The sequence below is a fragment of the Rhizobium sp. BK196 genome (assembly GCF_014193255.1).
GTDB lineage: Bacteria > Pseudomonadota > Alphaproteobacteria > Rhizobiales > Rhizobiaceae > Rhizobium.
In genome coordinates this window covers 121,635-139,705 of sequence record NZ_JACHZB010000003.1, presented here as the reverse complement: position 1 = coordinate 139,705, position 18,071 = coordinate 121,635, and the positions used below count along the sequence as shown (strand labels likewise).

Genomic DNA, 18,071 nt, shown 5'->3' with positions numbered 1-18,071 from the left:
TGGAGCAGCTGATTAACTGTCGGCTGCTCTTTCATTTTCAGAGATGCCTCGTTTCGGCCGGTACGGTCCACCAGCTGTTGTTCCTGCCGTCGAAATATTGCACCGGCGCCTCCACAAGCTCGGCGGGATCAAGATCGTCAAGGCAGGCAAGATTGATCGAGACATAGGCGCCGCCCATTGCCTCAATGTAACCGTCGCCATACGCAGGCACCCCGCAATTGGCGCAGAAGCGATGGTGGCCCGAGAAGGTTCCGAACTGATAGTCGCTGATGCCTGTCTCCTCGCACAACAGGCGGAAATCCTCTGGCTTGATGTTCGTGCCCCAATAGCGGAGCTTCCAGCAGATCGAGCAATTGCACTTTCCAGTTCCTGCTTGAATATCGATATCGGCTTCATAGCGGATGCGGCCGCAGTGGCAGCTTCCGTGATAGGTCTTCTTCATGTGCTCCTCCTTGCGCATTGTTATGTGATGTGACAACATATTGTCATTATCGATGAATGACAACATGTTGTCAATATGATCAAGAAACGAACGCCTGAAGGCGATGTCTTCGCCGCTCTTTCCATCGCCGTGATCCGGCTCTCGGCCCACCTGCAGACGGAAGGCGATGCGCTTGCCAGGCCCGCAGGGCAGACCAGCGCGCGCTGGCAGGTGCTCGCCGCGGCCGACCATGCGCCCATGTCGGTTGCCGATGCTGCGCGTGCGCTTGGCCTCGCACGTCAGGGTGTGCAGCGTATCGCCGATCTCCTGGAAGGCGAGGGGCTGATTGCCTACCGCCCCAATCCCGTCCACCAGCGCGCCAAGCTCATGGAACTGACGGAGGCGGGCAAGAGCGTTCTTACTGATATCGCCGCGCGGCAGACGGTCTGGGCAAACGCACATGGCGCCATCTACGGCAAGGACCGGCTTCACCAGGCAGCCGGCCTCATCAACGAAATGATCGCCGATTTCCAGAGCGGAAGAGATCAGGGCTGAACATCCTCAGAGCGGACGATTGATGTTCTTGTAGGTCTCGCCGAGCTGCTTCATCCGATCCTGATAGGCAGCACCAATGCAGGCGGCATCCGCGCCACAGGCCTGCCTCTTCTTCAGCCATGCGGTCTGCTCATCCTGCAGCGTACCGCGCGCGCCCATGGCCAGCAGACCCGACAGCAGCTCAAAAGTCGTCACCATCTTCACATCTGCATCATTGAGCGACCGGTCCTCGCAGATCACCTTCTCATCCGGCTGTAGCTCCTTCGCATCGCAGTTGAAGCTTGCCGCCCGTGCGCCTTCCGGTGCAAGAGCGAGGAGTGTGGCGCAGATGACGGCGGACGGGATGGTGGTCTTCATAATCTCTCCAATTGTAAGGGCACTCTGTTTCGGCCTCACGGCAAAGATGATGCAACTCCGTTTCACGGCAAGGATCAAACCCATCGGCCGCTTCAAGCTAATGTCCCTGCTCGGTGACTGCGTCCTGCATTTGAGCTTAGATATCAGTAACCTGCTTGATTTTGCTGATTCAAATTCCCAAATCCGCGATGCCTCTATCTTCCATGCTTCCGCCCTCTTTCCTTTCTAGCGTCGGGCGCTACAACATTTTTCGTGAGAGCATTTCAAAAGGATTCCCATGCAAGGCCTGTTCAAGCACGCCTCCGTTTCGCTTCTTGCACTAACGCTCCTGCTGCCCGCCTACGCGCAGGCGCAGACCAAGACAGTGCCGGAAAGCCAGATGCAGATGCAGCTTTCCTTCGCGCCGCTGGTCAAGCAGACCTCGGGCGCCGTCGTGAATGTCTATGCTGAAAAGACCATTCAGCGGCAGTCGCCCTTTGCCGGCGATCCCTTCTTCGAGCAGTTCTTCGGTCAGCAGATGCCGAACCGTTCCGAAAAGCAGTCTTCGCTCGGCTCTGGCGTCATCGTCGAGGCGAACGGTACTGTTGTCACCAACAACCACGTCATCGATGGCGCCGACGATATCAAGGTCGCACTGTCGGACGGTCGAGAATTTCCCTGCAAGGTCATTCTGCGGGACGACCGCGTCGATCTCGCGGTGTTGAAGATCGACAGCAAGGCTGATTTTCCGGCGCTGCCGATCGGCAATTCCGATGCCGTGGAAGTCGGCGACCTCGTACTGGCGATCGGCAATCCCTTCGGTGTCGGCCAGACCGTCACCAGCGGCATTGTGTCAGCGCTTGCCCGCAATCAGGTGGTCAAAAACGAGTTCGGCTTCTTCATCCAGACGGATGCTTCGATCAATCCCGGCAATTCCGGCGGCGCGCTGATGAACATGAAAGGCGAGCTGATCGGCATCAACACGGCGATCTTCTCGCGGGGCGGCGGTTCGAATGGTATCGGCTTTGCCATTCCCGCCAACCTAGTCAAGGTCTTCCTCGCCTCGGCCGATTCCGGCGTCAAATCCTTTGAGCGTCCTTATATCGGCGCAAGCTTCGATCCGGTGACGTCGGAGGTTGCCGACGCTCTTGGCCTTGATAAGGCGCGCGGCGCGCTGATCGCCAAGGTCACCGCGGATAGCCCGGCTGCCAAGGCCGGCCTCAAGGTGGGCGAGGTCATCACCGCCGTCGATGGTATCTCCGTGGAACATCCGGATGCGCTTCTCTACCGCCTGACAACGGCCGGCCTGGGCAAATCCGTCAATCTGACGGTCACGGAGAATGGGCGCGCGCAGCAGGTAACGCTCGCCCTTGCTCGCGCACCGGAAACCCAGCCGCGCGACCAGCGTACCATCGGCGGGCGTACGCCCTTTACCGGCGCGGTCGTGGAAAACCTTTCGCCGCGTGTGGCCGACGAGCTCCGGATGCCGCTTGATTCGACGGGCGTTGTCATTTCCGACGTTGCTGCGGATTCTCCTGCTGCCCGGCTCGGTTTCGAGCCGAAAGACATAATCGTCGCTATCAACGGGTCCGAAGTGAAAACCAGCCGTGACCTGCAGGAGATCGCCGATTCCGATCCCAGCCTCTGGCGGGTCGAGATCGAACGCGATGGTCAGCGCATCAGGCAGTTCTTCCGATGAGTGACGACCTCTTCGCGCCGCGTGTTCCGGAAGAGGTCGCCAGCCGGCGGCCGCTTGCCGATCGTCTGCGGCCGAAGACGCTTGGCGAAGTCACCGGTCAGGAACATCTGACCGGTGAGGATGGCGTTCTGCGCCGTATGATCCAGAGCGGCTCTCTCGGCTCCATGATCTTCTGGGGGCCTCCCGGAACGGGCAAGACGACGGTCGCGAGGCTGCTGTCAGGCGAGGCGGGCCTGGCCTTCGAACAGATCTCGGCAATTTTCTCCGGCGTCGCCGATCTGAAGAAAGTTTTTGAAGCTGCCCGTATGCGTCGCATGGACGGCCGCCAGACGCTGCTTTTCGTCGACGAGATCCATCGCTTCAATCGCGCCCAGCAGGACAGTTTCCTGCCGGTCATGGAGGATGGCACCGTCATCCTCGTTGGCGCCACGACGGAAAACCCGTCCTTCGAGCTCAATGCCGCTCTTCTGTCGCGCGCCCGCGTGCTGACCTTCAAGTCGCATGATGAAGACAGCCTCGAGGAACTGCTGAAACGCGCCGAGACGGTCGAGAGCAGACCACTGCCGCTGACCGAGGATGCGCGCGCCAGTCTGATCCGTATGGCGGATGGCGACGGCCGCGCGGTGCTGACGCTGGCTGAAGAAGTCTGGCGCGCCGCCCGCGAGGGCGAAACCTTCGATACCGAGGGTCTGACGCGCATCGTCCAACGCCGGGCGCCTGTTTACGACAAGGCGCAGGACGGTCACTACAATCTGATCTCGGCGCTTCACAAGTCGGTCCGCGGCTCCGATCCCGATGCCGCCCTCTATTACCTTGCCCGTATGTTCGATGCCGGCGAGGATCCGCTCTATCTCGGCCGGCGACTGGTGCGCATGGCAGTGGAGGATATCGGGCTAGCCGATCCGCAGGCGCTGGTGATCTGCAACGCTGCCAAGGATGCCTATGATTACCTCGGTTCGCCGGAAGGCGAACTGGCGCTCGCGGAGGCCTGCGTCTATCTCGCGACCGCCCCGAAATCCAATGCCGTTTATACCGCCTTCAAGGCAGCGACGATTGCCGCCAAGCAGAACGGCTCGCTCCTGCCGCCGAAGCATATCCTCAACGCGCCGACGAAGCTGATGAAGGGCGAGGGATATGGCGAAGGCTACCGCTACGACCACGACGAGCCGGATGCCTTCTCGGGCCAGGATTATTTTCCCGAAAAGATGGGTCGCCAGACCTTTTACGATCCACCGGAACGCGGTTTCGAACGCGAGATTCGCAAACGGCTGGATTGGTGGGCAAAACTTCGCAAGGAGCGCAATCCTCGCTGAAATCGGGCAGCGCTGATCTCAAGCGCGCTTCTGTGCGGCCGGAGCGGTGATCAGCTTGACGGAAGAATCCGCCAGTCCGTGATGGCCTTCCATATCGACGACGATATGCCAGTGGCCGCTCTCGGGAATGGCGAGCCTGACCGGAGACTTACGCGCAACACCGCCGATATACTTGAAATCGAGCACTTCCGTGAACCGCTGGAAGTTCGGAGCCGTCATCAGCCGCACATTATTCACAGCGCTCAGCGACACCTCGACGATCGTTCCGGCGCGCTGTTCCTTGATATCGTAATGGGTGAAGCGGAAGTTCGGTTTCGGCATTGGTCTCGCGGCACAAATAGTCTCTGCATGCGGGACTCTATCAGGGTGGCAGTTAAGGAAAAGTTGGAAATCCGGGGCCTGGGGCCGTTCCTGCTGTTTCAAAATGGCAGGAACGGCGCAGTATTTAGTGGATATTGCCGGCGCCGCGCGTAAGAGGTGCAAAATCGAGCACTACGCCCGCTGCGGCACGGCAGATCTCATCAGGATTGTGGTTGCACTCTTCCGCTGCGAAATGGAGGGCCGCGGCTTCGTTGATGAAGAGACCGCCGACAAGCCCCTCGCGATCCTGGACGATCCAGCGGCCGCCCCTGTCGCGACCGACGGTGAAGCGGGCCGGACGAGCGGTGACGGGAGCCGAAATCTGCCGGCGTTGCTGTGCATTTGCCATGGTCGTGATCCTCTGCCCGGCGCTTACTGGGAAATCAGTTGGAAGCTTATCTGCACGAGCCCGGCGAAAGCCATGACGGCGCCGAGCCGCGGTGCGACGGCTACCAGGCCGGCAAACAGCGGATGAGAGGGATCAGCCGGGCCTGCACAGGCGCTTTCGCTACGTTGCAGCAGGTCAGTCTTGGCAGGCGTATCAGTCAGGCGTGACATCGTTTGTCCTTTCGAAGTCTAACTCAACCGCCGTAAGATGGTTGCGGCGGTGTCACGCTGATCAAGATAGATGCCGGCGGATAGGGTTTCCATTTGGCGCCGCAAGTAAAAACATTAAAATCTCATAGGGATAGCGCGATGCGATGGGTGCCGCCACCGACAAAGGGAGAAAGCGCGGCTACAATCGCAGAGCGGCTTTCGGTCTCGGCCGGTACGAGTGGCAGGCGAAGATCGGCCTCTGTGCCGCGCAGCACCTGCAGGGCGTATTTCAGCCGGGCAGGATCACTCTCCGAACCCAGCGCCGTGAGGAGTAGATGCAGCCTGTCGCTGAGCGCAAGTGCCGCGGAGATATAGCTCCCATACGCCGCCTGCTGCAGCGAGGTGACGAGGCGCGGGAGGATATTGGCAGCCGCCGATATGATGCCGTCACCACCAGCAAGATGAAATGAAAGCGCCGTGCCGTCATGGCCGGACAGGAAGCGGAACCGATGTCGCAGCGCCGGTGGCATGTTGGCGAAGCGGGCGATATCCCCGGTCGCATCCACGATGGCGACAATCGCATCGAGTTCGGCCAGTCGCTCCAGCGTTTCTACTGTCAGGTCACTAGCGGTGCGGGCTGGTGCATTCTCGATCAGAACAGGCAGATTGCTTGCCGCGGCGATTTGCTGGAAGTGATGGAGGATACCCTTCTGCCCCGGCTTGGAATAATAGGGCACGGTGACCAGTGCAGCGCGGGCGCCGCACTCTTCCGCGTCCCGTATCAGGGCGATCGTGCTTTCGGTGCAGTTTGTTCCGGCCGCGGCGATCACCGGAATACGGTCCGCCGCGGTCCGGACGCAGATGTCGAGCACCATGCGGCGTTCCTGCGGTGAGAGGCTGAGCCCTTCACCCGCCGCCGTGCAAAGAGCGAGTCCATCGACGCCGCTCAGCACCTGCCATTCAACGAGAGCTTCCAGTGCCGCGCCGTCGACCTCGCCGTTGTGGAACGGCGTAACGAGCGCGGTGATCGCGCCGCCCGGGCGCAGTCTTCCGGTACTATCCATGATAGGGCCTCAGAGCGAGCCGAGGATGACGTAGAGTTCCACGCAGGCGAGCACGATGCCGAAGATCATCAGCGTCTGCGCCGTGCGCTTCTCGCGCATCTGCCGATTGCCGCGTGTGATGCGATGCGGGCGAAGCGGCAGATATTGAGGGGACATGACATCTCGCATGGCGGTAACCTTTGCTGTTGTGGCAAAGGCTACTGCCGGCTCCGATAGGAAATCCATTCGGAGTGGAAATCGAAGATATAGGAATCACATAAAGATGCGACGTCAGCCGCCGCGCTGGTTTTCCTTATCGAGTTGCGTCACCAGCGCCAGTACGACTTCAGAGATAGGTGTCGGCACGTTGGCAGTGCGCCCGAGTGCCACGACCATACCGACGAGTGGCACGATTTCCAGCGCCTTGCCGGCGAGCAGATCCTGCAGCATCGAAGTGCGCACCGGGCCGATGTGACGCGATTGCTGCAGTCTCTCCTCGATGGTGATACCGAAGTTTGCGCCAAGCGCACTGCCGACCGCGCGCACTTCGTTCATGATCTTCCCAACCATGTCAAAAAGCGCGGGATCGGCCATGATGTCGGTCATTAAGGCTCGTGTCAGCGCGCTGATCGGGTTGAAGGCCGCATTACCCGTCAGTTTGTTCCAGATCTCGTCGCGAATGCGCGGCGTGGTGGAGACATTGAGGTCGGCCTCGGCAAAAAGGCCGGCAATGGATTCGAGATCGGTCGACATCTCGCCGGAAGGTTCGCCGAGCACGAAGCGGCCTTTGTTGGAAAGGCGGATTTCGCCTGGATTGACGACTTCCGCCCCTTGCATCGCCACGCAGCCGATCACCCGTTCCGGGCCGATCAGGCGCCATAGTTTCCCGCCGGGATCCAGTTCGTCGAACTGCAGCTCGGCATGGCCGCTTTGCGTATCGCGATGAAAGTACCACCAGGGAATTCCGTTCAGCACCATGACAACGCGTGTATTACCCTTCAGGAGCGTGGCCATGCCCTCAGCTGCCGGTCCGAGCTGGTGGCCCTTGAGGCCGGTGATGATGAGATCCTGCGGTGGCAGCGTGGTCGGATCGTCGGTTGCCGTGATCCGCACATTGATCGGTTTGTCTGCATCGGCTTCATGCAGGGAAAGGCCGTTCTTCTGGATCGCTTCCAGGTGCGCGCCACGGGCGACGACGGAGACGGTGCCATTGTCGCCGAGCCGGCTTGCAAGCTTGACGGCAATCGCGCCTCCAAGAGCGCCTGCTCCGTAAATACAGATCGATGTGCTCGCCATTCCTGTCTCTTTCTATTGCTAATGACGCGGTAGACATAGGCCATCGAAGTGGCAGGACGAATGAAAATCTCGCCTTTTCGAACGCTCTTCACGTGGAAATGAAAACAAGCGCGCAGTCGGCGCGCTTGTTGTTGTCGTCGTGAAAGGTCAGACCGTCTTAGGCCGTCCGTTCGAAGTCCGTGGAGACCGCGAGCTGACGCCACTGAGCCAGTTCCTTCTCCACGTTGGCATGTTCGTCTTCAATCTTGGCGACCGTATCACTGCCGAAAGGCATGCGCAGCGGCGGGTTGGCTGCGTTCACCATTTCGATAATGCCGGCGGTTAGCTTGGCCGGGTCGCCCGGTTGAGCGTGGTTGGCGCTCGCCGCAAAGTCGCGCATGTTGCCGGCCGGCGTGCCAACATAATCGGGGATGGAAGCCGGGCTGATCGCCAGCGAGTTGTCATGCAGGAAATCCGTGCGGAAGAAGCCGGGCTCGATGATCGTGACCTTGATGCCGAACGGTTCTACTTCGGTCGCCAGCGATTCCGACAGGCCTTCGACGGCGAACTTCGTCGAGCCGTACACGCCCCAGCCAGGAAAGCCGTAATAGCCGCCGATCGACGAGAAGTTCAGGATATGGCCCGAGCGCTGGCGGCGCATATAGGGCAGCACGGCGCGAGTGACCTTCAGGAGGCCGAAGACGTTGGTGGCATAGATCTTCTCGATCTCCTCTGCCGTTGCTTCCTCGACGGCGCCGAGCAGGCCGTAGCCGGCATTGTTGGCGAGGATGTCGATGCGACCGAAGCGGGCAACGGCGGCAGCGGCGGCCTCTTTTGCCTGACCTTCATTGGTGACGTCGAGAGCGACGGCAAGCAGGTTCGGATGATCGCCGAACTGTTCGGTGATGTTCCCAGGGTTGCGGGCGGTGGCAACGACAGCGTCGCCGGCAGCAAGAGCGTCCTTGGTCATCAGCGCGCCAAAGCCACGCGATGCACCCGTGATAAACCAGACTTTCATGACAATTCCTTTCCTTGAGACTGTTTGTTTCAGCAGTGCGCTGCTGACGGAGAGGAATTTGACGCAAATCCGGCTCATGTATAAGATTTGTTATTTGATAGATTATGATGAATGAGGTTCATTAATGCGAGCGACCGAACTCTCTGAAATGGCTGCCTTTGCCGCTGTCGCCAGGCACAAGAGTTTCCGCAAGGCGGGAGAGGAGAGGGGTGTCACCGCCTCTGCGATCAGCCACGCTGTCCTCAACCTGGAGGACCGCATCGGCATCCGGTTGCTGAACCGCACGACCCGCAGCGTCTCGCTGACGGAGGCCGGCGAACTGCTTCGCTCCCATCTCGATCCGGCCTTCGGCGAGATCAATTCCGCGCTCGATGCGCTGAACCGTTTCCGCGATACCCCTTTCGGTCGCGTTCGTATCAATGTCGGCAATTCCATTGCTCCCTTCGTCGTCGGCCAGGTCATCGGGCCGCTCCTGATGAAGAATCCCAATCTGCAGCTCGAGATCGCGGCGACTGACCGGCTGGTGGATATTGTCGAGGAAGGCTTCGATGCCGGCATTCGCTTCGGCGAGCGTGTTACGGAGGGCATGATCGCCGTACGCATCAAGCCGCGCATGCGCCTCGTCGTCGTCGGCTCCCCCGCCTATTTTGAAACACGGCAGAAGCCCGAGACCCCACATGATCTGAAGCGCCATATCTGCATTCAGAACATGTTCCCCTCGGGCGCGCGTTACCCTTGGGACTTTGAAAGGGACGGGCAGACCATCACGTTTCACCCGACCGGTCCGCTCTCGCTCGACGACCACGAATTGATGACGGCGGCTGCCTTGAGCGGTGTGGCGCTCGCCTATGTCTGGGAGGGCAGGGTGGCCCCGCTGATCGCAAGCGGCCAGCTTGTCCAGATACTGGACGAATGGTGCCAGCCGGAGGAGCAGCTTTATCTCTACTATCCCAGCCGGCGACATATTTCGGCAGGCTTCCGGACGGTAATCGAAGCCATCAGAGGCGATTGAGCCTCAGAGCTTGCGAAACTCCAGCCTATAGATGACATCCTCTCCCGTGACGGGATCGGTGCCGGGTGCATCGCTGATGACGAGTATGTCGCCCTCCATATGCAGCGGGCGGATCAGGGGGCGTTCCCATGTCGGATTCCACGCGGCCTCGACATGATGGATCACTTTGTCGCCCTCCAGAGTATAGGCAGCCGTATAAGCCAGCATCGTATCGAAAAGTGCGGCCTTTTCATTGTCGTTGGGGGCTTTGCCGTTGGGTCTCGGCCTGCGTCGGTTGGTAACGAAGGCCATCATCCGGCCATCGGCATGATAGGCGATATATCCAATGGGATCGGTGCCCATGGCGTCGCTGACTTCTCCCGTCGCAACGACGGTTCGCGTCCACGAGATCATGCGCCACGTCCCGAGCAGGGCGGCTCTGTCCAAGATCTTCCCCTCCTCGACGTATTTTAGCACAGCTAAAAATACGGACTACGAACCTATGCGATCACTCAAAACTCCCTTTTGACTCTCGGTGGCGAAGTGGTGAAGATGCGCCGCACGAAGGAAGAGCAGCGCCGGAGGGGCGAATGAGAAAGCCGGTTTTTTCCGCTGGCAATTGGTGGAAAGTGGAATGTCGTCGGACAATGCTGTCGGCCTTTGCGGCTGCAGTTCTAATTGCCTTTCCAGCGGCCGCGCAGGAAAAGCCAGCACGGGACATGCCGGCGCAGACGCCGGCCTCGCATGAGCAGGTCGAAAAACTGCTTTCTCGCTGGCAGGAACATTTCAAGGGCGCCGTAAGTCTGCGCGACCGCCGTACTGCTTTCCGCGTTTTCATGGAATCGCTGCCGGAGCCGACACGCATCCAGATCCGGCATGTCGATGCCGATGGGGTTGATGCCGAACTTATCTGGCCGGCGCGCCTTCATCATCCAATCGGACGGCGTGTTATCCTTTTCATCCATGGCGGCGGCTTCTACGGTGGCTCCATCCGTAGCCACAGCCTACTTGCCGGCTCGCTTGCCAAGGCCGCGTCAAGCGATGTGCTGCTCATCGATTACCGGCTGGCGCCGGAATATGGCTATCCGGCACAAGTCAATGACGCGCTGACCGCCTATCGCTATCTGCTCGACAGCGGCTACAGCAACGGAAATATCGTGGTGGTGGGCGATGGCGCTGGCGGCAATCTCGCGCTCGAGGCCGTGCTGCGGCAGATGCGTTCCCGCCAGCCGCTGCCCGCTGCTGTCGTGGCGCTCAGCCCCATCACCGATCTGTCCGCCTCAGGTGCATCGGTCACAGCGAACGCCACCAACGATCCGGTGCTGGACAAGGATGCGCTGGATGCGCTGCGCAAGGCCTATCTCGGCAACAATTCCCCGACTGATCCCGACATTTCTCCGCTTTACGCCAACCTCGCCGGTTTTCCGCCCTTGCTGCTGCAGGTCGGTTCCGGTGAACTGCTGCTCGACGACACGCTGCGGCTTGCCGACAAGGCGCAAAAGGCCGGCGTCGACGTGACGGCCGAGGTCTGGCCGGGAATGCCGCATCACTGGCAGCTTTTCCCATCTCTGCTCGGTGATGCCGACAAGGCCGGCCAGAGGATCGCCGAATTCGCGATTACCCATTTTGCAGACCCGCCGGCACAGTAAGGTCAATCGAGAACCGAGCGATCTGAGCTTCTACGAGTGGTTCGAATTCAGTCCTTCGATCGGCCGGCCTATGGCGAGGTTCTGACGGAGTTTGGGATCGAGCCGCTCGGCATAAGCGTGATCGGGGGCCGCGCCCAGCGCATCCAGCATCTTGGAGAAGAAACACCGCGCGGCCGCTGCTGCGGTGACATCGAAGATTTCCGCGTCATCAAGCCCATGCCGCTTCAAGCCGTCAATGTCCTGCTGCGTCACCGAGGTCGCGTCACGCGCCACCTTGGCGGCAAAATCCATGATCGCCCGCTCGGTGGCATCGATGGGCGCTTTTTCGCTGCCGTCGGCGACGGCCGAAAGACTGTCATTGGTGAAGCCGTCGCGCAGCAGCACGGAACCATGGGCCAGCATGCAATAGGAAGACTTGAGCTCCCTGGCCGCCGCCAGCGTTACCAATTCATAACGCCGCTGGCTCATATGGCCGCGAATGCTGGCAAGCAGCGTCCCCCAGTGCTCCATCACCTCGGGCCGGTGGCCGAAGGCCCGGTACATATTCGGCAGATAGCCGTAGCTCGCTTCGGCCGAGGCGTACATCGAAGCCGTCTTCTCGCTGGCGGAAGCATCTGGGGTACGAATGAAAGCCATGGCACGATCCTCCCTTGATCCTCTGGGAGAATAGAGCGGCATCCGGCGACATCAATCTGCTCGCCGATCGCTTTCCACAAAACGGGTGCCTGATGCTTCAGCCGCCCACCCGGCTCTGCCGCTGGCGGTAGAACGGCAGGATATGGCGTTCCGTCAGCGGCGCCATGATGATCTCGCCTGGTTCAGACGGCGATATCCAGCGGACCTCCTCGATCTCCGCCGTTGCTTTGATCTCGGCATCCGTCACGTGCAGCAGGAAGACCTCGGCGACAACGAGATGATCCGGCTCATTGGCCGCCGGCGCCTGAAATTGCCCCAGGAATTCGAGTTCGACAGCCGTCGCGACGACGCTGATTTCTTCAGAGAGTTCCCGCATCAAGGCTTGCTCGGGCGTCTCTCCCGGCTCGATCTTGCCGCCCGGCTGCATGAAGGCCGTAGTGCCGTGCTTGCGCACCAGAAGCGTGTGGCCGTCGCCCCGCAACAGGAGGGCGGCCGATATTCTGATCGTTTTCATCATGCACAAATCTGACCGGATTCGCTGCAGCAATTCAACTGCCGTAGTCGGATCGGCAATTTGTCGAAACCCGCTTGACCACCTATATCAACGGCTCGGAAACAGGAAGTGGATGTGACAATGTTCCAGGCGTCATCGATCGAAGCCGCCAACAAGGCTGAGTTCTATCGAGAGCTTGCCCAGCAGCTGCAGGGCATGCTCGCAGGCGAACCGGATTTGATCGCCAACGCCGCCAACATGTCCGCTCTGATGTACCATATGATGCCCGATCTGAATTGGGAAGGCTTCTACCTGCTCAAGGGCGAGGAGCTCGTGCTCGGCCCGTTCCAGGGCAAGCCGGCCTGTGTGCGCATCCCCGTCGGCCGGGGTGTTTGCGGCACCGCGATCAAGGAGCGCGCCTCCATTCTCGTGGAAGATGTCCATGCGTTTCCCGGCCATATCGCCTGCGATGACGCATCCCGCTCCGAGCTCGTTGTTCCCATCAGAAGCGGGAACGAGATCGTCGGCGTCATCGACCTCGACAGCCCGCTTCCCGCCCGTTTCGATGCCGATGACCAGGCAGGCATCGAGCGCTTGGCGGAGATTTTTGCTGCGGCAACCCGCTTCTGAGTCGACTGGCTTGGCGACGATCCGTCGCTGAATTTCAGGTCGCATTTGATCCTGTATTCACCTTTGGCGAAATCGTGCTAGGCACTGATCGAACGACGTTTGCGTTCAGGCTGGGCTGGTTGTTGGGAGAGAACCATGAAAAAGCTGATCAACGATCCTTCCATCGTCGTACGGGAGATGTTGGAAGGGGTCGTTGCACTCAGCCCGGCAACCATATTGCTGGCCGACGAAAACGTCGTCATCCAGTCCGATCTTCCCGAACCTGCCAAGCGTAAAGTCGCCGTTCTCTCCGGCGGCGGCAGCGGTCACGAGCCTGCACATGCCGGCTATGTCGGCAGGGGCATGCTGACGGCGGCCGTTGCAGGCGATGTCTTCACCTCGCCGAGCACCGACGCCGTTCTTGCCGGCATCAGGGCCGCAAGCGGCCCGGCCGGTGCGCTGCTCATTGTCAAAAACTATACGGGCGATCGTCTGAATTTCGGCCTTGCGGCGGAGCTGGCGCGTGCGGAAGGAATTCCCGTCGAGATCATCGTTGTCGCCGACGACGTTGCGCTCCGGGAGACCGTTCCTGCCGATCGCCGCCGCGGCATAGCCGGAACGGTTCTGATCCACAAGCTCGCCGGTGCTGCCGCCGAGCAAGGCCTGCCGTTGCAGGAAGTCGCCCGCATCGCCCGGTCAGCATCCGAACAGCTTTCATCCATGGGCATTTCGCTTGGGCCTTGCACCCTGCCGGCAGTCGGCAAACCCGGTTTCTCTCTCGGTGAACAGGAGATCGAGGTCGGTCTCGGCATCCATGGCGAACAGGGCGTTCGCCGCATTCCGATCGCACCGGTCGACCAGCTCGTCTCACTCGTCCTGGAAACGATCGAGGCCGACGGAAGGCTCAAGAGCGGCGATCGCGTCGTCCTGTTGGTGAATGGTCTCGGCGCAACCCCGCCGATGGAACTGTCGATCGTCGCCCGTTCCGCACTCGCTGCACTCGAAAGCAAAGGTGTCTCGGTCGAAAGGGCTTGGGCCGGCACCCTCCTGTCAGCCCTGGATATGCCGGGTTTCTCGCTCTCCATTCTGCATGTCGATATCAGGTCTCTCGAGCTGATCGACGCACCGACCTCTGCGGATGCATGGCCACGGGGCGGGGCGGTCAACCGCAACCGCGTGCTCCCATCCTTCGGATCAGCAGAAGGCCCAATCGAATCCCGAACGATTAGCCCCTCCGGGAAGCGACTTCAGAAGACGGCGCAGGCTGTAGCAATCGCATTGATCGCTGCAGAAGCCCACCTGACCGAACTAGACAGCATCACCGGCGATGGCGATCTCGGCGCCAGCATGAAGCGCGGTGCCGAAGCCGTGCTGGCACTTCCCGACGCCGCCTTTGCGGATGTCGCAAGCGGACTGATGGCGATGGGCGATGCTCTCAGACGTGCCATCGCCGGCAGCTCCGGACCGTTCTATGCCACTGCCCTGCTGCGCGCTTCACGCCAGCTCGCAGGCATAGAGACCCCGACATCAGCCGAGATGGCCGGAGCCTTCTCCGCCGCCGTCCAGGCCGTCTCCGATCTCGGCGGCGCAAAGGCCGGTGACCGGACGATGATCGACGCTCTTCGTCCGGCCGCAGATGCCTTCGTCACCAGCCTCGCCCAGGGTAATCCAACCCGCGAGGCATGGCAGGAGGCCATTACTGCCGGAATTGTGGGAGCGGAAGCCACGAAGGCGATGCGCCCGAGACTGGGTCGCGCCAGCTATCTCGGCGACCGCGCCATCGGCCATCCGGATGGTGGGGCCGTGGCGGTTACGGTTTGGCTTAAGGCGATCGCAGCGGCTTGATGGCGCTAGAAGGCGAAACGTCCGGCAAGCATCGCCAGAGGAAAAATTGCGGCCGAAAACAGCAGGATGATGTTGTACCAGCGCGAATACCACGGAAATACGGTACTGCTTGGAAGCGCCTCGGCGACACGATAGCCGAGGACCGCGCCGAACGAATGCCATGCAAGCACGACCAGAGACGCGTAGGCGCCTGGAACTGAAAGCCTGATAAACAGCCAGATCAGTGCTGCGGACACCGAGGCGCCGCCGATGAAATAGGCGGTCGCCGTCAGGCCGCGGCCAAGATAGGCCATCACGACGTCAGGGCCGAATACCAAGCCGATGACTGCAGCACAGTCCGGGCGGCGGGTACGCAATGCGTTGAAAATTTGCATGAAAGTCCCGGCGAAAATCGATGGTCGCAATTGAGTTTCAGGAGCTGACTTTTCGTAAGTTGTATTGGATGCTGCAAAAAACGCCAGCCGCCTCCCCGCAGTCGCCAGAAGCTCAAGGCTGAGCGGCCGATCTCAGCAGACTGCGCAAATGACGAAATCTTGATCGACGGCGCAGTTTTCGGAACTCTGATCCGGCCTACTTCCTTAGCCGACGCTGATATGCGCTGCTTTCTGGTGTCGCCGATTGTCGGTATGGGGGTAGATCAAATGTCTCAATTTCGAAAACTGCTGATCATTGGCTCAGCTGTCATCATGGCGATCATCGCTTCGTCCTGCACGACCAGCTCGGATAGTTCGATACAAACCGGTTCGATAGGGTATGGAGCCGAAAGCGCTGACTTTGGGCTCCGACCGGCGTGCCTCGGCGGATTTGGCAACGATCGCCCTTGCAGTTACTAGCAGAGGCTGGGGAGGTGAGCCGCACAAACGGAAAAAAGCCAAACGTTCATGCGGGATTTGAGAGCGGCTCACGACCGGCAAGGTGATGAAGGACGTAGCTCCCGATGAAAGCGAAGCCTCCCATATTGTCGCCGATGCCGTAGATTGTCCGAAATCGCTAATCGCTCGACCGCGAAAAACCGATCCTTTTAGGGGTCAGCACATTTTTTATAACCTATGGGAGCTGCATGATGGAATATCGTCGTCTAGGGAAGTCGGGTCTGAAAGTGAGCGAGTTCTCCTTCGGATCGTGGGTCACGTTCGGGAAGCAGGTCAATGGCGGCGATGCCGTCGACCTCATGAAGCTCGCCTATGACAATGGGATAAACTTCTTCGATAATGCGGAAGGATACGAAAGCGGCAAATCCGAAATCGTCATGGGCGAAGCGCTGAAGTCGCTTGCTTGGAGCCGCGACAGCTATGTCGTTTCCAGCAAAGTATTTTGGGGCGGCCCGAAGCCGACACAGCGCGGCCTGTCGCGCAAGCATGTGACGGATGCCTGCCACGCAGCGCTCAAGCGGCTCCAAGTCGACTATCTCGACCTCTACTTCTGCCACCGTCCGGATATCGATACGCCGATCGAGGAAACGGTCCGCGCAATGCACCATCTCGTTGCCCAGGGCAAGGTGCTCTATTGGGGAACGTCGGAATGGTCCGCGCAGCAATTGACGGAAGCCTATGCCGTCGCCCGCGATCTCCGCATCACGCCGCCGACCATGGAACAGCCGCAATACAACATCTTCGAACGCCAGAAGGTCGAAGCCGACTACCTGCCGCTCTACGACCTCATCGGCCTCGGTACCACGATTTGGTCGCCGCTTGCCTCGGGCGTTCTGACCGGCAAATACAATGACGGCATACCCGCCGACAGCCGCATGAACCTGCCCGGCTATGAATGGCTGAAGGAAAAATGGTCCACCGACGCCGGCCGCACCCAGCTCGAACAGGTTCGCCAGCTTGCAAAGCTCTCTGACGAGATCGGCCTCTCGATAACCCATCTCGCGCTTCTCTGGTGCCTCGCCAACAAGAACGTCTCGACCGTCATCCTCGGCGCATCGCGCGCAAGCCAGCTGCAGGACAATCTCGCGGCTCTCTCGCACAAGAGCAAGGTGACGGCCGACGTAATGGAGCGGATCGACAGCATCGTCGGCAACAAGCCGGAAGCGCCGCGGCGTTTCTGATCCTCCTGGACCAGATGGAGCCTATCCGGCCCAAGCCTCATAGCTTCTATCAATATTCCGATATGAAAATGGCCGAACCTTTCGGGTCCGGCCATTTCTATTTCTAGCTCACTTCGATAACCGCGCTGCTTGTTAAACCTTGAATAGCTTTTGCGATGGCTGGGTTGAAGGAGCAAAATATTCCTTCGCAGCAGCGGCGGACCGTAAGACCGTTGCGAGAAAGAGCAAATGCGAGGAGGAAACAACGATGGCCACCGAGCTAACGACATCCCATCTTCTGGATAGCGCCACGGCGCCTAAACGGCCGCCGCTCCCCACGACGACGGGGGAAATCACCAACACGCTGAACCATTATTACCGCGGCGAGCTCGCGCGGATGACCAGTTGGCGGGACCGCATTGACCGGACGTCGAACTGGGCGATCACCGTCGTGGCGGCGCTGCTCTCCGTGTCCTTGTCGACACCAACGTCCCATCATGGCGTGTTGTTGTTCGGCATGTTGCTGATCACATTGCTGCTGATGATCGAGGCGCGACGTTATCGCTTCTTCGATGTTTATCGGGCGCGGGTGCGGCAAATGGAGCGCAGCTACTTTGCGCAGATTTTGATGCCCGAAGCCGAGCTCAATCCCGATTGGGCCCTATCGATTGCCAAGAGCCTGCGTGCACCGCGGCTTCTCCTCGGCTATTTCGAGGCTATGCAGCGACGGCTGCGGCGGAATTATTGCTGGATGTATGCGATCCTGCTGATGGCATGGATCTTGAAGATCTCGACGCCAAAGCTGCAAGCGGAAGGTGCGCCGCAAGAGCTGGCACATTCGTGGAGCTATATTGTCGACAATGCGGCACTCGGACCGATTCCCGGCTGGCCGGTGATCACGACCGTGGTTGTCTTCTATGCCCTCATTCTCTACGGCACCCTGCGCCGCAAGTTGGATGACGGTGATTTTCCCCATGGCGAAGCGCATGTCTGATCGTTTGGCAATGCCGGACCAGTGCAGGATGAATTCTCCCTTCACTGCCCGCCATTCGGTCGCCGGACTCTAGCCTGTGGGCATCATCCGCTTGCGCATTGCACATCCATCGGGCGCGGTCTGCTTTGCGCGGAAGATGATTTCTCCGGATTATTCAAGGAAAACCATCACCCGCATGAGTGGGCGCGACACCGATATGAAAATGGCCGGACCATTCCGATCCGGCCACTTCAATTTCTAGCTCACTTCAATGGCCGCGCTTCAA

At 60.1% G+C, this 18,071-nt stretch carries 23 protein-coding genes; 10 read left to right on the top strand and 13 right to left on the bottom strand.

Annotated elements, in window-relative coordinates; translation table 11 throughout:
* Positions 1-37: 37 nt before the first annotated feature.
* A complete protein-coding gene (locus tag FHT78_RS11815) occupies positions 38-442 on the bottom strand; it encodes a GFA family protein (RefSeq protein ID WP_018115500.1) in 405 nt (134 codons plus the stop codon).
* 75 nt (positions 443-517) lie between these two features.
* Between FHT78_RS11815 and FHT78_RS11810 the strand changes: the two genes are divergently transcribed.
* On the top strand, positions 518-976 hold the full coding sequence (locus FHT78_RS11810; RefSeq protein ID WP_183743750.1) for a MarR family transcriptional regulator: 459 nt from the start codon (positions 518-520) through the stop codon (positions 974-976).
* A 6-nt stretch (positions 977-982) separates the two neighbouring features.
* Here FHT78_RS11810 and FHT78_RS11805 read toward each other — a convergent pair whose 3' ends face one another.
* The gene (locus tag FHT78_RS11805) at positions 983-1,333 is read right to left on the bottom strand and encodes a lysozyme inhibitor LprI family protein (protein ID WP_183743749.1); all 351 of its coding nucleotides are present in this window, start codon (positions 1,331-1,333) and stop codon (positions 983-985) included.
* 277 nt (positions 1,334-1,610) lie between these two features.
* On the opposite strand from FHT78_RS11805, the gene FHT78_RS11800 reads away from it, so the two are divergent.
* Positions 1,611-3,011: a DegQ family serine endoprotease gene (locus FHT78_RS11800; protein ID WP_183743748.1), complete on the top strand. Its 1,401-nt coding sequence runs from the start codon at positions 1,611-1,613 to the stop codon at positions 3,009-3,011.
* The gene (locus FHT78_RS11795; protein ID WP_183743747.1) at positions 3,008-4,324 is read left to right on the top strand and encodes a replication-associated recombination protein A; all 1,317 of its coding nucleotides are present in this window, start codon (positions 3,008-3,010) and stop codon (positions 4,322-4,324) included. Before FHT78_RS11800 ends, FHT78_RS11795 begins: the two co-directional genes overlap by 4 nt.
* 18 nt (positions 4,325-4,342) lie before the next feature.
* Here the strand turns inward: FHT78_RS11795 and FHT78_RS11790 are convergent, their stop codons facing one another.
* From FHT78_RS11790 to FHT78_RS11760, 7 genes are all read right to left on the bottom strand, one after another.
* Positions 4,343-4,645 (bottom strand): DUF1883 domain-containing protein, encoded by a 303-nt coding sequence (locus tag FHT78_RS11790; RefSeq protein ID WP_037106598.1) that lies wholly within the window; start codon positions 4,643-4,645, stop codon positions 4,343-4,345.
* Between the two features lie 124 nt (positions 4,646-4,769).
* The gene (locus tag FHT78_RS11785; RefSeq protein ID WP_183743746.1) at positions 4,770-5,033 is read right to left on the bottom strand and encodes a hypothetical protein; all 264 of its coding nucleotides are present in this window, start codon (positions 5,031-5,033) and stop codon (positions 4,770-4,772) included.
* Positions 5,034-5,056: 23 nt separating this feature from the next.
* A complete protein-coding gene (locus FHT78_RS11780) occupies positions 5,057-5,242 on the bottom strand; it encodes a hypothetical protein (RefSeq protein ID WP_183743745.1) in 186 nt (61 codons plus the stop codon).
* A 122-nt stretch (positions 5,243-5,364) separates the two neighbouring features.
* A complete protein-coding gene (gene dapA, locus FHT78_RS11775; protein ID WP_183743744.1) occupies positions 5,365-6,285 on the bottom strand; it encodes a 4-hydroxy-tetrahydrodipicolinate synthase in 921 nt (306 codons plus the stop codon).
* 9 nt (positions 6,286-6,294) lie between these two features.
* Positions 6,295-6,441 carry a hypothetical protein gene (locus FHT78_RS11770; RefSeq protein WP_183743742.1) on the bottom strand — a complete coding sequence of 49 codons (147 nt, stop codon included), beginning with the start codon at positions 6,439-6,441 and terminating at the stop codon, positions 6,295-6,297.
* 114 nt (positions 6,442-6,555) lie between these two features.
* The gene (locus tag FHT78_RS11765) at positions 6,556-7,560 is read right to left on the bottom strand and encodes a 2-dehydropantoate 2-reductase (protein WP_183743740.1); all 1,005 of its coding nucleotides are present in this window, start codon (positions 7,558-7,560) and stop codon (positions 6,556-6,558) included.
* Positions 7,561-7,717: 157 nt separating this feature from the next.
* Positions 7,718-8,557, bottom strand: coding sequence for an oxidoreductase (locus FHT78_RS11760; protein ID WP_183743738.1), 840 nt, complete (start codon positions 8,555-8,557; stop codon positions 7,718-7,720).
* 124 nt (positions 8,558-8,681) lie between these two features.
* Here FHT78_RS11760 and FHT78_RS11755 point away from each other — a divergent pair, with 124 nt between their 5' ends.
* Positions 8,682-9,569, top strand: coding sequence for a LysR family transcriptional regulator (locus tag FHT78_RS11755; RefSeq protein WP_183743736.1), 888 nt, complete (start codon positions 8,682-8,684; stop codon positions 9,567-9,569).
* A gap of 3 nt (positions 9,570-9,572) precedes the next feature.
* Here the strand turns inward: FHT78_RS11755 and FHT78_RS11750 are convergent, their stop codons facing one another.
* Entirely contained in the window at positions 9,573-9,998 is a 426-nt protein-coding gene (locus FHT78_RS11750) for a lipocalin-like domain-containing protein (protein WP_348644743.1), read from the bottom strand.
* Between the two features lie 269 nt (positions 9,999-10,267).
* Between FHT78_RS11750 and FHT78_RS11745 the strand changes: the two genes are divergently transcribed.
* A complete protein-coding gene (locus FHT78_RS11745; protein WP_183745323.1) occupies positions 10,268-11,197 on the top strand; it encodes an alpha/beta hydrolase in 930 nt (309 codons plus the stop codon).
* Between the two features lie 30 nt (positions 11,198-11,227).
* Here FHT78_RS11745 and FHT78_RS11740 read toward each other — a convergent pair whose 3' ends face one another.
* Both FHT78_RS11740 and FHT78_RS11735 read right to left on the bottom strand, forming a co-directional pair.
* A complete protein-coding gene (locus FHT78_RS11740; protein WP_183743734.1) occupies positions 11,228-11,833 on the bottom strand; it encodes a carboxymuconolactone decarboxylase family protein in 606 nt (201 codons plus the stop codon).
* Between the two features lie 97 nt (positions 11,834-11,930).
* Positions 11,931-12,350, bottom strand: a complete 420-nt coding sequence (locus tag FHT78_RS11735) for an NUDIX domain-containing protein (protein ID WP_183743732.1) — start codon at positions 12,348-12,350, stop codon at positions 11,931-11,933.
* Between the two features lie 117 nt (positions 12,351-12,467).
* Between FHT78_RS11735 and FHT78_RS11730 the strand changes: the two genes are divergently transcribed.
* Both FHT78_RS11730 and FHT78_RS11725 read left to right on the top strand, forming a co-directional pair.
* The gene (locus tag FHT78_RS11730) at positions 12,468-12,956 is read left to right on the top strand and encodes a GAF domain-containing protein (RefSeq protein ID WP_183743730.1); all 489 of its coding nucleotides are present in this window, start codon (positions 12,468-12,470) and stop codon (positions 12,954-12,956) included.
* Between the two features lie 135 nt (positions 12,957-13,091).
* Positions 13,092-14,780 (top strand): dihydroxyacetone kinase family protein, encoded by a 1,689-nt coding sequence (locus FHT78_RS11725; protein ID WP_183743729.1) that lies wholly within the window; start codon positions 13,092-13,094, stop codon positions 14,778-14,780.
* Between the two features lie 5 nt (positions 14,781-14,785).
* Here FHT78_RS11725 and FHT78_RS11720 read toward each other — a convergent pair whose 3' ends face one another.
* A complete protein-coding gene (locus FHT78_RS11720) occupies positions 14,786-15,154 on the bottom strand; it encodes a hypothetical protein (RefSeq protein ID WP_183743727.1) in 369 nt (122 codons plus the stop codon).
* A gap of 267 nt (positions 15,155-15,421) precedes the next feature.
* Here FHT78_RS11720 and FHT78_RS29340 point away from each other — a divergent pair, with 267 nt between their 5' ends.
* The 3 genes from FHT78_RS29340 to FHT78_RS11710 all read left to right on the top strand — a co-directional run bounded on the left by FHT78_RS29340 (position 15,422) and on the right by FHT78_RS11710 (position 17,806).
* Entirely contained in the window at positions 15,422-15,613 is a 192-nt protein-coding gene (locus tag FHT78_RS29340) for a hypothetical protein (protein ID WP_246715297.1), read from the top strand.
* A 230-nt stretch (positions 15,614-15,843) separates the two neighbouring features.
* A complete protein-coding gene (locus FHT78_RS11715; protein ID WP_183745321.1) occupies positions 15,844-16,833 on the top strand; it encodes an aldo/keto reductase in 990 nt (329 codons plus the stop codon).
* Positions 16,834-17,080: 247 nt separating this feature from the next.
* Entirely contained in the window at positions 17,081-17,806 is a 726-nt protein-coding gene (locus FHT78_RS11710) for a DUF2270 domain-containing protein (RefSeq protein WP_183743725.1), read from the top strand.
* The last annotated feature ends 265 nt before the right edge of the window (positions 17,807-18,071 follow it).